The sequence below is a fragment of the Chryseobacterium sp. A321 genome, assembly GCF_054489265.1.
Genome location: NZ_JBTMWZ010000001.1, coordinates 851,583 through 866,190 on the forward strand (window position 1 = coordinate 851,583; position 14,608 = coordinate 866,190).

The 14,608-nt window shown below is 42.2% G+C and carries 13 protein-coding genes and 1 riboswitch; of the genes, 10 read left to right on the forward strand and 3 right to left on the reverse strand.

The window, feature by feature from the left end:
- Positions 1 to 326 precede the first annotated feature (326 nt).
- Positions 327 to 431, forward strand: a riboswitch (SAM riboswitch).
- Between the two features lie 54 nt (positions 432 to 485).
- From ACX3PZ_RS04090 to ACX3PZ_RS04115, 6 genes are read left to right on the forward strand one after another with little or no spacing between them, the layout of a single operon-like run.
- Positions 486 to 1,430, forward strand: a complete 945-nt coding sequence (locus tag ACX3PZ_RS04090; RefSeq protein WP_459111984.1) for an alpha/beta fold hydrolase — start codon at positions 486 to 488, stop codon at positions 1,428 to 1,430.
- Positions 1,427 to 2,965 (forward strand): ACT domain-containing protein, encoded by a 1,539-nt coding sequence (locus ACX3PZ_RS04095; protein WP_459083281.1) that lies wholly within the window; start codon positions 1,427 to 1,429, stop codon positions 2,963 to 2,965. The genes ACX3PZ_RS04090 and ACX3PZ_RS04095 overlap by 4 nt, the downstream gene beginning before the upstream one ends.
- A 24-nt stretch (positions 2,966 to 2,989) precedes the next feature.
- Positions 2,990 to 4,159, forward strand: coding sequence for a trans-sulfuration enzyme family protein (locus ACX3PZ_RS04100; RefSeq protein ID WP_459111985.1), 1,170 nt, complete (start codon positions 2,990 to 2,992; stop codon positions 4,157 to 4,159).
- Positions 4,149 to 5,186, forward strand: coding sequence for a homocysteine S-methyltransferase family protein (locus ACX3PZ_RS04105; RefSeq protein ID WP_459083283.1), 1,038 nt, complete (start codon positions 4,149 to 4,151; stop codon positions 5,184 to 5,186). The genes ACX3PZ_RS04100 and ACX3PZ_RS04105 overlap by 11 nt, the downstream gene beginning before the upstream one ends.
- Before the next feature lie 40 nt (positions 5,187 to 5,226).
- Positions 5,227 to 7,896 carry a methionine synthase gene (metH, locus tag ACX3PZ_RS04110; RefSeq protein WP_459111986.1) on the forward strand — a complete coding sequence of 890 codons (2,670 nt, stop codon included), beginning with the start codon at positions 5,227 to 5,229 and terminating at the stop codon, positions 7,894 to 7,896.
- 39 nt (positions 7,897 to 7,935) lie between these two features.
- Positions 7,936 to 8,892, forward strand: coding sequence for a methylenetetrahydrofolate reductase (locus tag ACX3PZ_RS04115; RefSeq protein WP_459083285.1), 957 nt, complete (start codon positions 7,936 to 7,938; stop codon positions 8,890 to 8,892).
- A 10-nt stretch (positions 8,893 to 8,902) separates the two neighbouring features.
- Here the strand turns inward: ACX3PZ_RS04115 and ACX3PZ_RS04120 are convergent, their stop codons facing one another.
- Both ACX3PZ_RS04120 and ACX3PZ_RS04125 read right to left on the reverse strand, forming a co-directional pair.
- Entirely contained in the window at positions 8,903 to 10,054 is a 1,152-nt protein-coding gene (locus ACX3PZ_RS04120) for a hypothetical protein (protein ID WP_459111987.1), read from the reverse strand.
- 12 nt (positions 10,055 to 10,066) lie between these two features.
- Positions 10,067 to 10,546: a hypothetical protein gene (locus ACX3PZ_RS04125; protein WP_459083287.1), complete on the reverse strand. Its 480-nt coding sequence runs from the start codon at positions 10,544 to 10,546 to the stop codon at positions 10,067 to 10,069.
- A gap of 75 nt (positions 10,547 to 10,621) precedes the next feature.
- Here ACX3PZ_RS04125 and ACX3PZ_RS04130 point away from each other — a divergent pair, with 75 nt between their 5' ends.
- From ACX3PZ_RS04130 to folB, 4 genes are read left to right on the forward strand one after another with little or no spacing between them, the layout of a single operon-like run.
- Positions 10,622 to 11,479, forward strand: coding sequence for a YicC family protein (locus tag ACX3PZ_RS04130; protein WP_459083288.1), 858 nt, complete (start codon positions 10,622 to 10,624; stop codon positions 11,477 to 11,479).
- The gene (gmk, locus tag ACX3PZ_RS04135; RefSeq protein ID WP_459083289.1) at positions 11,479 to 12,057 is read left to right on the forward strand and encodes a guanylate kinase; all 579 of its coding nucleotides are present in this window, start codon (positions 11,479 to 11,481) and stop codon (positions 12,055 to 12,057) included. Before ACX3PZ_RS04130 ends, gmk begins: the two co-directional genes overlap by 1 nt.
- 31 nt (positions 12,058 to 12,088) lie before the next feature.
- A complete protein-coding gene (gene nadA / locus ACX3PZ_RS04140) occupies positions 12,089 to 13,108 on the forward strand; it encodes a quinolinate synthase NadA (protein WP_459083290.1) in 1,020 nt (339 codons plus the stop codon).
- Positions 13,109 to 13,119: 11 nt separating this feature from the next.
- On the forward strand, positions 13,120 to 13,476 hold the full coding sequence (gene folB / locus ACX3PZ_RS04145) for a dihydroneopterin aldolase (protein WP_459083291.1): 357 nt from the start codon (positions 13,120 to 13,122) through the stop codon (positions 13,474 to 13,476).
- A gap of 75 nt (positions 13,477 to 13,551) precedes the next feature.
- Here the strand turns inward: folB and ACX3PZ_RS04150 are convergent, their stop codons facing one another.
- Positions 13,552 to 14,553 carry an LLM class flavin-dependent oxidoreductase gene (locus tag ACX3PZ_RS04150; RefSeq protein ID WP_459083292.1) on the reverse strand — a complete coding sequence of 334 codons (1,002 nt, stop codon included), beginning with the start codon at positions 14,551 to 14,553 and terminating at the stop codon, positions 13,552 to 13,554.
- Positions 14,554 to 14,608: the final 55 nt, after the last annotated feature.

Genomic DNA, 14,608 nt, shown 5'->3' on the forward strand with positions numbered 1-14,608 from the left:
GCTGTAACCTTCATATACTCAAAGTGAAACCGCTAAAATCGGTGCGCTACGGCTTGAATCGGAAGCTTAATGTAGTCCTGAGGAATGGAAAATTTGAAATGCATAAGAGCTAAAATGTTTTTAGTGGATACTTTTTGCTCGATCCAAACTTATTCAGTCCATTTGATGCCAGGTAGAAGGGTTTAGATAGTGGCGAGAATAGCTTCCAAAATGTCGATTTGAAAGAAGGTTTATCTTTTGTTTTTTTTAAAATCTCAAAAATTACTAGGTGGGTTCCTCAATTTTGTTCTATATTTGCGTCCAATTAGTTCATTCACATATTGAAAATGTTATCAAGAAAGGTGGAGGGAATAGACCCTATGAAACCTTGGCAACCTACCGCGATGCGGAAAGGTGCTAAATTCTACTCTTTAGCGAGAGGGAGATAACAGTAAATTCTTTTTACCTTTTTAGGTCGCATTTTCAATTTTTAAATCTTTTAAAAATTGAAGCCGACACTTTCTGTTATTACCATAACCGATTTTAGAACTTCCCTAGGGGAGAGTATATCTCTTACCTTGAGTTACGAAGTTTTTGGAAAACCTTTGGCCGAGGCGCCTGTGGTTCTAATTAATCATGCCCTCACGGGAAATTCAACGGTGGCGGGAGTAAAAGGGTGGTGGAATAAAGTAGTGTACGAGGGGGGACCCATCGATTTGAATCGCTACAGTGTTTTGTGTTTTAACATACCCGGAAACGGATATGATGGAATCGATCAAAGCCTTCCCTTCGAACTTGCACTTTCTGATATCGCTGCACTTTTTCTTGAAGCACTGTCTCAACTTAAAGTTACTCATCTTTATGCACTCATCGGTGGTTCGATTGGGGGCTCCTTAGGATGGGAGATGCTTGCGCAGTCTCCGAAATTTACCGATTTGTTTCTTCCCATCGCCTGTGATTATAAAACCACGGATTGGCTTTTTTCACAATGCCTTATTCAGAAATACCTTTTGTCTCATCCTGAAAATCCTTTGCATAAGGCGCGTGCCCACGCCATGCTTTGTTATCGCACACCTGAATCTCTTAACTCTCGCTTTCGAAGCGAAGTTTCCTCCGAAAGTGGCAAGCGCCGGTCCCAAGAATGGTTAGAATTCCATGGAGATAGATTAAACGAAAGATTTAGTTTAAAAGCTTATCGTTTGATGAATCGCCTTTTAACCACGATAATGGTTCAAACGGAGTCACTTCTTCAGATCGAAGCAAGAATCCATCTCATAGGGATTGACAGTGATCTGTTTTTTCCCGCGAAGGAGAGTAAGGACTGCTACGAGCTGCTTCTTGCCAATCAAAAGCAAGCAGACTATAGTGAAGTTCAGTCTGTTCATGGTCACGATGCCTTTCTTATCGAGTACACGCAATTAAATACAATTATAAATAAAGTCCTAGTATGAAAACCCAAAAAGAAGTGAAGCTATATAAAAACCGAGCGATTATTCGATTTGAAGGTGATGATTTTTTAGATCAAGTTGGTATTGACGGTAGAATTTTCAAAGCCTTAACCCTTGCTAGAATAAGTGTCGGGGTTATTTCTCAACAAGCCATTGAAAATGGACTCTCCATTTTAGTTCAATCCACAGATTCTCAAAAAGCCATCGAATGCCTTGAAAGAGAATTTCAAAAAGAGAGAGAAGAGCAGAAAGTACAGTCCATTTATAGCATTAATGCGGTCTCGGTTCTCGCCTTCGATTGTGAGGACTATAGCAGGCTCTCTCAGGAGCTGGGCCGTAACGGTGTGTTCCCACTCATTTTAAGTCAAGTGGCCTCTGAGAATCGAGTCAATATCGTGGTGAGCTCCTCGCAAGACGAAAAGTCAAAAAGCATTATTGAAAGTGAACTTTTTGGAAAACCGAAAGTGGTGCATCTCGCCATCATTGGACATGGCAATGTAGGAGGAACCCTCATCGAGCAGGTTTTAGGTTCTCAAAAAGAGATTCGCCGTAGAAAAAACTTAGATCTTCGGATTGTCGGGATTGCCAATTCTAAGAAACAGATCTTTAATCCTAGAGGAATTAACTCGGAGTGGCGAAGTGAACTTGAGTACAGTGATTCTGTGTCGGATCTTCAAACTTTGGTGTCCCAGCTACATCGCTACCAACTTGAAAACCTGATAGCGATTGACAATACAGGGTCCAGAGAATTTGTAGAACACTACCCGTATCTTGTTGAGAATGGATTTGACATTGTCTCTTCCAATAAAATATTCAACACCCTTCCCATTGAGAACTATCGCAGTCTTCGACGCTTGCTTGCGAAAAACACCAAGCGCTATTTATACGAAACCAATGTGGGAGCAGGCCTTCCGCTTATCGACACCATAAAATTACTGCACCTGTCGGGCGAAAACATAACTAGAATTAAAGGAGTTTTTTCAGGGTCATTAAGTTATTTGTTCAATCAATTTTCTCAAGGAGATCAGGCTCTTTCCGAGGTTTTGCAAGAGGCTATTGACAAAGGATTTACAGAGCCTGATCCCCGAGAAGATCTTTGTGGGTTAGACGTAGCAAGAAAACTTCTGATTTTGGCTCGTGAGCTTGACTTGGAAAATGAACTTGACGATATCAAAATTGAAAATTTGATTCCACCTTCTCTTCGAGTGGGTTCGAAAGAGAACTTCTTGAAGCGAATTCATGAGATTGATTCTCCGTATGAAAAACGTCGACAATCCCTGAAACCTGGACACGTCCTGCGATATGTTGGGGACCTTTCTGGTGATCTACAAAAAGAAAAGGGAGACTTAGAAGTGAAACTGGTAGAGCTTCCCGTCCATTCGCCTTTAGGACAACTTAAAGGATCGGATTCTGTCTTTGAAATCTATACCGAAAGCTACGGGGAGCAGCCTATTGTGATTATGGGTGCAGGTGCTGGCGCAAAAGTGACCGCGCGCGGTGTTTTTGGCGATTTGTTACGTATCAGTGAAACCAAGTAAATAGAAACTAAAAAAAAAATTGGAATGAGTACTCATTTTGAAACGGATGCCATCCGTTCACAGACTCCTAGAAGTCAATACGGCGAACATTCGTCCGCACTTTATTTAACCTCAAGTTTTGTCTTCGACGATGCCGAAGACATGCGAGCTAGTTTCGCCGAAGAGAAGGAAAAGAATCTTTACAGTCGCTATAGCAATCCAAACGTCAACGAATTCGTTGACAAATTGGTATTGTTAGAAGGAGCAGAAAAAGGCTACGCATTTGCCTCGGGCATGTCTGCAATCTTTTCGACCTTTGGAGCACTACTAGAATCCGGAGACCAGATTTTGAGCTGTCAAAGTGTTTTTGGAGCCACCCATGCCCTCTTCACGAAATACCTTCCCAAATGGCAGATTGGAACTACCTATTTTAAAGCCGAGCGTCAATACGAGATTGAGAGTCTCATTACGCCTTCTACTAAAATTCTCTATGTGGAAACCCCAACGAATCCTGGAATTGAAATTTTGGATTTAGAGTTTTTAGGTGAGGTTGCAAAAAAAAGAGGGCTTATATTCATTGTGGACAACTGTTTTGCAACCCCTTATCTGCAGCGCCCTATAGAATTTGGAGCGGATGTCGTCGTGCACTCGGCTACCAAGCTTTTAGATGGGCAGGGACGTGTGCTAGGAGGGGTCGCAGTGGGATCTAAAAAATACATTGATCTGATTTATGCATTTTCTAGGCTTACGGGTCCCTCTCTTTCTCCCTTCAATGCATGGGTATTAAGCAAAAGCTTAGAAACCCTTGCTGTGCGTGTAGAGAAGCACTGCGAAAATGCGCTGAAAGTCGCAGAGTTTTTAGAATCTCATCCCAAGGTGGAAAAGGTGAATTATCCCTTTCTAGCCTCTCATCCAACTGTGGAAATTGCCAAACGTCAAATGAAATTGGGCGGAAATATTGTGGCATTCGAAGTAAAAGGAGGCATTGAAGGAGGAAGGCGTTTTTTAAATAACGTAAGACTCTGTTCCTTGTCTGCTAATTTAGGAGACACCAGGACCATCGTCACGCATCCTGCGTCGACCACACATTCAAAGCTCCTCGAATCGGAACGTATGGAAGTGGGCATTTCCCCTGGACTTGTTCGCTGCTCTGTGGGATTAGAGAATATAGAAGATATTATTAAGGACTTAAAATTAGGTTTGGATGGGAACTAAAAAACGGACTCTTTTGAAAAATAGTGAAGCTTTATACAAAGCTTTAAATGAGAGGATTCTCCTTTTGGATGGAGCTATGGGAACCATGCTTCAACAATATAAGTTTTCCGAGGCTGATTTCCGCGGTGTTCGGTTTGCGAATTGGGAATCGGACCTAAAAGGAAACAATGACCTTCTGTCCCTTACGCAGCCTGCGGCAATTCGGGCAGTTCACAAAGCGTATTTAGAAGTGGGTGCCGATATCGTGGAAACCAATACATTTTCTTCTACAACGATTGCGATGGGAGATTACCGGATGGAAGAACTTGTGTATGAACTTAATTTCGAATCGGCGCAGATTGCACGAAAAGTGTGCAATGAATTTACGGCTAAGGATCCGAGTAAACCTCGGTTTGTTGCTGGTGCTATGGGACCTACAAACAAAACCGCTTCCTTATCCCCTGATGTAAGCGATCCGGGATATCGAGCGATCACTTTTGAAGAGTTGAAAACGGCCTATTACCAGCAAGCCAAAGCCTTGGTTGAGGGAGGTGTTGATTTGCTGTTGGTTGAAACCGTCTTTGACACCCTCAATGCAAAGGCCGCCTTGTTTGCGATTGATTTGTATCGAGAAGAATCAGGAAAGGAGGTTCCTATTATGGTTTCTGGCACCATCACAGACCAATCGGGTAGAACCTTAAGTGGCCAAACCGCGGAGGCCTTTCTAATTTCCATTTCCCATTTGGATCTTTTAAGTGTAGGATTTAATTGTGCACTGGGCGCGCAGCAACTCCTGCCTCACTTGGAAACGCTTTCTCAAAATTCAGAGTTCTGTATTTCAGCTTACCCGAACGCGGGATTACCCAATGCTTTTGGAGAGTACGATCAAAGTGCGGAGCAAATGGCTAAGGAAGTAAAACAATATGCTGAGAAGCAGCTTGTAAATATTGTGGGAGGATGTTGTGGGACCACTCCTGCCCACATTGAGGCTATTGGGAACGCACTAAAAGGATATAAGCCTCGAAGAGCAATGAAAGAGGCTCTTTAAAAATGAATTTAAACAATTTGAAAATTAACTTTCTACGAAAATGAAGTATTTAAAATTATCCGGTTTAGAACCCCTTATTGTGACTCCTGAAAGCAATTTTATCAATGTAGGGGAAAGAACCAATGTGGCAGGAAGTAAGAAGTTTCTTCGTCTTGTGAAAGAAGGAGATTTTAACGAAGCCCTAAGCGTGGCTAGAGATCAAGTCCAAGGAGGTGCCCAAATTTTGGATGTCAATTTTGACGATGGACTGCTTGATGGAAAGGCGTGCATGGTGAAATTTCTAAACCTTATCGCCTCAGAGCCTGATATTGCGCGTATTCCGGTGATGATTGACAGTTCAAAATGGGAGATCCTAGAAGCAGGTCTTCAAGTGATTCAAGGGAAGGGAGTGGTGAATTCCATCAGTTTAAAAGAAGGAAAAGACTTGTTTTTAACTCAGGCTAGAACCATCAAACGCTATGGGGCTGCCGTTGTGGTGATGGCTTTTGATGAGCAGGGACAAGCGGATTCATTTGAAAGACGAATTGAAATTGCCAAACGTTCGTATGAACTTTTAGTGAACGAGGTTGAGTTCCCACCTGAGGATATTATTTTTGATCTAAATATTTTCCCTGTTGCTACAGGAATGCAAGAGCATAGACGAAATGCAATTGATTTCTTTAAGGCGGTGGCTTGGGTCAAAGAGAATTTGCCTTACGTTTCTTTAAGTGGAGGCGTTTCAAACGTTTCCTTTTCTTTCCGTGGAAACGACCGGGTTCGGGAGGCCATGCATTCCGCTTTCCTTTACCATGCCATCAAGGCAGGTATGAACTTAGGCATCGTGAATCCGAATCTGCTTGGGATCTACGATGAGATTAAGCCAGATCTTTTAACCTTAGTGGAAGATGTCTTATTAGACCGAAATGAAGAGGCTACGGAGAAACTTGTGGAATATTCCATGACGCACGATTCTAGTGTTAAGAAGCTAGAAGAAGATCTAGCTTGGCGCGACGTTTCCTTACAGGATAGAATTAATCACGCGCTGGTAAAAGGGATCGATCGTTTTATTCTTGAGGACATCGAACAAGCAAGGAGTGAGGCGGAAAACCCTCTTCATGTAATCGAAGGCCATCTTATGACCGGAATGGGAATTGTGGGCGATTTGTTTGGTAGCGGGAAGATGTTTTTGCCTCAAGTGGTCAAGTCCGCGCGTGTCATGAAAAAGGCTGTAGCCTATTTACAACCTTTTATAGAGGAGCGAAAGGACGGTTCTAAACCAAGCAACGGTAGAATTCTGTTAGCAACCGTAAAAGGAGATGTACACGATATTGGGAAGAATATTGTGGGCGTGGTTCTAGGGTGCAATAATTATGAAATCATTGATTTAGGAGTGATGGTGCCCCCTCAAACCATTATTCAAACGGCCATTGAGCAAAAGGTGGATGCGATTGGTCTAAGTGGACTTATAACACCCAGTTTAGACGAGATGGTGCATTTGGCACAGGAACTAGAGCATCAAAAACTTGATTTTCCGCTTTTAATTGGTGGAGCCACCACTTCCAAAGCGCATACAGCCGTGAAAATTGATCCGGGATATAGCCGGGCTGTGATTCATGTAAACGATGCTTCGCGAGCCGTTGGAGTTGTAAGTCGGCTAATCGGGGAAAAGAAAGAGTCCTATAAAGACGAATTAAAACTAGAATACAAAGATTTCCGCGAGAAATTTCTAAGTCGCCAAGTAGAAAAGAAATACGTAGAGTTGGCCGTGGCCAGAGCACAAAATTTCAAAGTGGACTGGGAAAAGAATCCGCCCGTTTTGCCTCGTAAACTAGGAGTACATGTACTTGAAGATCAGGATTTAAGTGAACTAATCCCTTATATCGATTGGAGTCCCTTTTTCCGGACGTGGGAACTGCACGGAAGGTATCCAGACATTTTACAGGACGAGGTGGTGGGTGAACAAGCAAGAGAACTCTTTAAGGAAGCTCAGGAGAAACTTTCTGAAATCATAGACCAAAAGCTCTTGAAAGCAAAAGCTATTTTTGGGCTGTTTAAAGCCAATTCAAATCAGCAAGATGACATTGAAGTAAGTGACAGCGCCGGAAACTATTTAGCAAAATTTCATACGCTTCGACAACAACTCGAGCGATCCAAAGGGAAGGAGTACCACGCACTTTCCGATTTTATCGCTCCCAAAACTTCGGGTATTCAAGATTACGTAGGTTGTTTTGCCGTTTGCACAGGTTTTGGTTCAAGTGAATTAGAAGCCAAATACCATGAGGATCACGACGATTACAATGCGATTCTCGTAAAATCTTTAGCCGATCGTTTGGCAGAAGCCTTCGCGGAATTTTTGCATGAAAAAGTTCGAAAAGACTATTGGGGGTATGCAACCGAAGAGGAGTTAGACAACGAATCGTTGATCAAAGAAGCTTATGAGGGCATTCGGCCTGCACCCGGATACCCCGCCTGCCCAGATCACCTCGAAAAAGAAACCATTTGGAAACTCCTTGACGTGGAAGAAAAAATTGGACTCACCCTGACTCCAGGTCTTGCGATGTTCCCAACAGCCGCTGTTTCTGGTTATTACTTTGCTAATGCGCAAAGCAAATACTTTGGGGTCGGGAAAATTACCCCGGAGCAGCTAGAAGAGTATGCAAGCCGTAAGGAGGTGGATGTAAGCTATGCTGAAAAATGGCTTAAACCCAATTTATCTACCCATGCACTATAGAATAAGATCAAGCAATTGCAAAAAGAATTCCCTTAAACCATGAAAATTACAGAGCATATAAAAGCCGCAAAAGATAAGACCCTTTTTTCCATCGAAGTCATACCCCCCACTCGAGGAACAGGAATTGAGGATTTGTATAGTCATATTGATCCTTTAATGGAATTCAATCCTCCTTTTATTGATGTGACCACTTCAAGAGAGGAATACGTGTATTTGGAAAAAGCAGGGGGGTTAATGGAACGCCGAATTACGCGCATGAGACCTGGGACCCTTGGGATATGTGCTGCGATACAACATAAATATAAAGTCGATACCGTACCTCATGTGCTTTGCGGTGGATTTAGCAAAGAAGAAACCGAGTATTTGCTTGTTGATTGTCTTTATCTTGGAATTGAAAACATCATGGCCCTTCGTGGAGATGCAAGAAAAGGAGATGTTCATTTTGTTCCAAGCAGTGGAGGTCATTCTCTCGCAAAACACCTCGTGGAACAGATTAATGACATTGGTAGGGGCAAGTATTTAACTGACAATGAGCGATGCGACTCAGAGAATAAATTTTGTGTGGGTGTGGCCGGTTATCCCGAGAAGCATATTGAGGCTCCTTCACTTGCAACCGATCTCCAAAGGCTTAAAGAGAAAGTAGAAGCTGGGGCAGACTATGTCGTCACACAGATGTTTTTTGACAATCAAAAATACTTTCAGTTCGTCGAGAAAGCTCGTGAGATTGGGATTACAGTGCCAATCATTCCAGGGATTAAACCCATTGCGATTCAAAGTCATCTTTCCATGCTACCGAAGACATTTAAAATCGATCTTCCGCAAGACCTTGTTAAAGAAGTGGAAATGGCTACGAGCAATGCCATGGTAAAAGAAATTGGAATTCAGTGGGCTATCCAGCAGTGCAGAGAACTTAAAGAGGCGGGTGTACCCCTACTTCATTTTTATTCTATGGGAAAAAGTGACAACATACGTAAAATTGCCTGCTCTTTATTCTAAGAGCAGGGATTTACACATCCGTAAGGCGCTTGAAGGGCTTTTCGCGATCGAAAAGGTAACGATAGGTGGCTAGTTTTTTAGTCACCGTCGTATCTAGTGCTTCTGCAATTTTGATCATCTTGGGATTGAAATCGCCAATCCATTGCAGTTCGGTTTTTTCAAAATCGGTATGCTTTCGTAAATGTTGAGTGCCTTCCCAAATCATATAGCCGTCTAGCCCCGTTTTTTGCCATTCCGGTACAATACCAAAAACGATACCCACCATTGTGGTGTTCTTTTTGAATCGTTTAAGCCAGAGGAATTGGAGTTTTTGGAGCAGTCCAAATCGCCCTTTTAAGTATTTGAACCACTGGTTGACATCGGGAAGATTAAGCCACATCGCAATGGGTTCATCGTTATGATAGACAAACCAAGAAATATGTTCGTTTATGAGAGGCTTCATCGATTTGAACATGCGAAGCGCTTTTTTGGGATCCATTTGTTTCCCTTCTCCATGCGAGGCCCAAGCCGCGTTGTAGACAAGAGTGAAATCCTTCGCGAATTTCTCAAGTTGGTTTCTTTTAAGAGGGACGGCTTTTAATTCAGGATTTCGCGAATGCTTTTTATGCATAAGGGTGAAAAGTCTAGAAACCTCACCGTGTACGGGTCTCGAAAAACAAAGTTGATTGAAATAGACCTGAAATCCATAATTTTCAAAAAGGGACTGGTAATAAGGTGCATTGTAATTCATTCCATAGAGAGGCTCCTCAAATCCTTCAATTAAAACGCCCCAAAATTTATCTCGCTCCCCAAAGTTAATGGAACCGTCCATTGCCTCCATCCCCCGATCTTGCAAATATTTTTTTGCGAAATCAAAGATGAAATTGGCTGTATTCTGATCGTTTATGCAATCAAAAAATCCGATTCCTCCTGTGGGTTGGTCTTGAGAGTATTTTGCGTTGACAAAGACCGCGACTTTTCCTAGGGTCTTATTTTCCTTATCTACAAAAAGAAATCGCTCACAAGTACCCGACTGAAAAAGCTTGTTTTTTTTAGGATTGAAGACGGCTTCAATATCCCTATCTAGGGGACGAATATAATGAGGATCATCCGCATAGAGTCGTGCAGCGAATTCAAGAAATTCTCGCTTTTGATTGTCATTTTGCACTTTTACTGCCTTCATCTAAATCCGAATTTAGTATACAGGACAGTGCTGTACACCCACTGTACTTATTTTTTGTGTTTTGTCTTTGAGGATGAATTCTACGTTTGGAACCATCCCGTAGAGACAATCCGAAGTCATTTCGTTAAAGCTTCCATTTTCTGCGATCACTTTAATCTGTGGCCCACTTAAGATATAATTGTTCTCCGAGAATTGCATTTTTGTGAGGCCATAGGATTTGCCCTCTACGACTGCTTCTCCATTCTGCGCCTGCAAATCGTAGGATAGAATCACGTTTTGGTCTTTTTTAAACTGGAGTTTGCCCTGTGCCGACTGCTCATTTAGCGCTGTGGCAAGAGAATCCGCTTTTAATTGATCCGTAAAGGCAAGAGAATCGCTTGTCGTACTAGGGATTTGTAAGGTGTCCACTATAGGGGTGTCCGCCACAGGAGCTTCCTTTTTACATCCTGCTAAAAATAGAAAAGCGGTGAGAAATAATAAAATTCGTTTCATTCGCTAAAAATAGGAAATTTCTAGCAGCTGGACATTCCTTTAAAAGTGTTAAATTTGTGCATCTAATAGTAAACTATGATTTTATCGATGACCGGCTTTGGTAGAGCCGAAGGTATATTTGAAGGCAAAAAAGTCACTGTGGAGATTAAGTCTCTCAATTCCAAGGGTATGGATTTAAGTATGCGTGTGCCCATGCGATATAAAGAAAAAGAATTTGAAATTCGTAAAGTGCTAAACGATCAAATCGTTCGAGGCAAAGTGGATTGCTACATTAACAGCGAAACTTTGGAAGACCATCAAGAGGTTCGCCTTAGTAAATCTTTGCTTGAGGCCTATATGCAAGAGCTGAAAAATGTCGCGTCTGACGGTCCCGATTTTGAGTATTTAAAAATGGCCATTCGAATGCCTGAGGTTATCTCGTCGAAATCAGACGTGCTCACCGAGGAAGAGTGGGAATTTTTAAAGAAAGTCCTTCAAGAAGCGATGAGTACCTTCCAAGCCTTTAGAGCAGAAGAAGGTCGGATTTTAGGGGAAGAACTGAAAAGCAATTTGCTATTTATCAAGCAGTATCTTGGCGAAGTAGAACCTTTTGAAAGCGTACGAATGGATGCTGTTAAGCAGCGTTATGAAACGACCTTAAAGGAGTTCGAAGCGGTCGATCAAACGAGGTTCTATCAAGAATTAGCCTATTACACAGAAAAGTTAGATATTGCGGAAGAGAAAGTTCGCTTAACTCAGCATTTAATCTATTATCAAGAGGTCTTAGAGACCGAGAATCAGAACGGAAAAAAACTCGGGTTTATCGCCCAGGAAATGGGTCGTGAGATTAATACACTTGGTTCGAAAGCGAATCATGCAGAGATTCAAAAACTTGTGGTGAAGATGAAGGACCATTTGGAGAAAATCAAGGAGCAAACCTTAAACGTACTATAATGGAGAAAGGGAATAGCAAGGAAAAAGTGATCGTCTTTTCCGCTCCTTCCGGAAGCGGTAAAACCACACTTGTGAAACATGCCTTAGGGGTTTTTGACCAGCTTGAATTTTCAATTTCCTGCACGACCAGAGCACCAAGAGGTGAGGAAATCGACGGTCAGGATTATTATTTTTTATCAATTGAAGAGTTTCAAAATGCAATTGCGAAGGACGCTTTTGTAGAATACGAAGAGGTTTATGAAGGAACCTTTTACGGTACCCTTAAAAGCGAAGTACAGCGGATTTGGGCTCAAGGGAAAACAGTGATTTTTGATGTGGATGTAAAAGGTGGGATAGCCCTAAAGCAGTTTTTTGGAGAAAAAGCCCTGAGTCTGTTTATTACCGTCCCTAGTATAGAGGAATTGGAACAAAGATTGATTAATAGAAAGACAGAGGATAGGAAGACCATAGCGATGCGTGTAGAAAAAGCAGCTTATGAAATGAGCTTTCAGCCTCAATTTGACCAAATTTTAGTGAACAAGGAATTAGACAAGGCCCAAACGGAGCTCGAGAGTCGAATTAGGGCGTTCTTAGCCTAAGTTTTCCTTTCAACGAATAGAAACAAAAAGCATGAGTACAGAGAATTTTCAAAAGGCCATAGCGAATTTACCCGTAAAAGGTTTTTTAGACATTAGCGATATTGCAATTCCGCAAGGAGAGGCATTAGTAGAGGCTATTTTAGAGCTAAAGAAGGAGAAAAATGCGGTGATTCTCGCCCATTACTACCAGCCACCTGCCATTCAGGACATCGCTGACTTTTTAGGGGACTCCCTGCAGTTAGCGCGTCAGGCCAAAGATACCGATGCGGATATGATCGCTTTTTGTGGTGTTCATTTTATGGCGGAAGCGGCTAAAATCCTTAATCCCACTAAAAAAGTAGTGCTCCCTGATTTACAAGCGGGATGTTCTCTTGCGGACGGTTGTAGCGGGGAAGGACTAAGAGCCATGCGGGAAAAGCACCCAAGTGCTTTAATTGCCACCTATATTAATTGCAATGCTGAAACGAAAGCAGAAAGTGATATTATCGTGACAAGTTCCAATGCGGAAACCATCATTAATTCTTTACCGAAGGATAAGCCGCTTATTTTTGCTCCTGATAAAAACCTAGGTCGATACCTGATGAAAAAGACAGGACGTGATATGATTTTATGGGATGGGAGTTGCATTGTTCACGAGGCATTCTCCATGGAGAGAATCGCGGCTCAGATGGCTGAGCATCCCAATGCGAAGCTAATTGCGCACCCGGAAAGCGAAACGCCTGTCCTTGATCTTGCTCATTTTATTGGGTCTACTTCCGCTCTGCTCAATTTCGTGGAAAAAGACGAAGCTACTGAGTTTATCGTAGCGACGGAGGAAGGAATCCTTCATGAGATGCGCAAACGAGCACCTGAGAAAACGTTGATTCCGGCCCTTGTTTTTGACGAAAGCTGTAATTGTTCTGAATGTTTCTTTATGAAAAGAAATACACTTGAAAAATTATATTTGTGCATGAAGTATGAGCTTCCTGAAATCACAATGGACGAAGATCTTAGACTCAGAGCACTTGTACCCGTAGAAAAAATGTTAGAACTTTCCCAATCGGTTAAATAGTGGCGGGCTCTATGGCAAGAATCATTCTAGAAGATGTAAAAATCTATGCGTACCATGGTGTACTAGAAGAGGAGACTCTAACGGGTACTTATTATCTTCTGACTTTGGAGCTGCATGCCGATATCGAAAAGGCGGTTGCGTCTGACTCCCTTGAGGACACAATAAATTACGCGATTGTAAATGACATTGTGCATGAAGAAATGAAAATTCCTTCCAAGCTTTTAGAGCATGTTTGCGGACGTATCTTAAATAAGATTCATCTAGAATTTCCCCAGGTGGAGTTTATGAAAATCAAACTGACTAAAACCTCGCCGCCCATGCGTGGTGAGATGCGTGGTGTTAGTGTGGAAATTGAGAGGAGTTACTAGTAGCTTCCGGTACTGAATTTACTGCAATTAAAATGAACAAGCCCTAGACAACGTCTGGGGCTTGTTCTGTTTTTTTTAGTTGCTAAGTTCACCCACCACTTCTTTAAGGATTCGATACGATTCTTTTCGAGCATTCTCATCGAAGATAGCAGAATTGATCATGATTTCGTCTACGTTAAATCGTTCTTGGAACTCTGTAATTTGCGTTTTCACTCCTTCTTTGCTACCAATGAAACTGTATTTTAATTTTTGCATTAAATGGGCTTTTTCTTGAGGGCTCCAGATCGCATCCATATCGTCTACGGGTTTTGCATAGGGTTTTCTTTCGTTTCGAATTAGACCTAAAAACGTAAGGTATAAAGTTGAGGATATCTTTTGAGCTTCTTCTTCTGTGCTCGCTGCCATCCCATTTACACAAGCAATTGTATAAGGTTTTTCAAACTGAGCACTCGGCTCAAAGCGTTCGTGATAGATTTTAAAAGCTCTTTCCATCATCTCTGGTGCGAAATGACCTGCAAAGGCATAAGGAAGACCTAATTCTGCTGCGAGATAAGCACTATCCGTTGAGGAGCCTAACATATAGATGGGGATGTTGCTCCCTTCTCCAGGGATGGCCCGCACAAGAGCGTTACTGTTTTCAGAGGAGAAATAGGTTTGAACCTCATTAATCTGCTTTGGAAATTGCGTGTTGATTGTCATGGGGTTTCTGCCAAGTGCTTTGGCGGTATAGCCATCGGTACCCGGCGCACGACCTACTCCTAAATCAATGCGGTTAGGATAAAGTGCTTCTAGGGTTCCAAATTGCTCCGCAATCACTAAGGAAGAGTGATTGGGAAGCATCACTCCGCCTGAACCTATACGCATGGTTTTCGTTCCGGAAGCAATGTATCCGATTAAAACGGAAGTAGCGGAACTGGCAATGCCTTCAAAATTATGGTGCTCTGCGAGCCAGTAACGGTGATAACCTAAAGACTCAACATATTTTGCTAAATCCATGCTTTCATTCAAGGCTTCTTTGACAGAACAGCCTTCCTTTATGGGAGCGAGATCCAGAACGGATAATTTAAATGCTTTCATATAATTCAATTAATCTGTTAAGATACGAAGGCTTTTTCTGCATACAAAACGGATT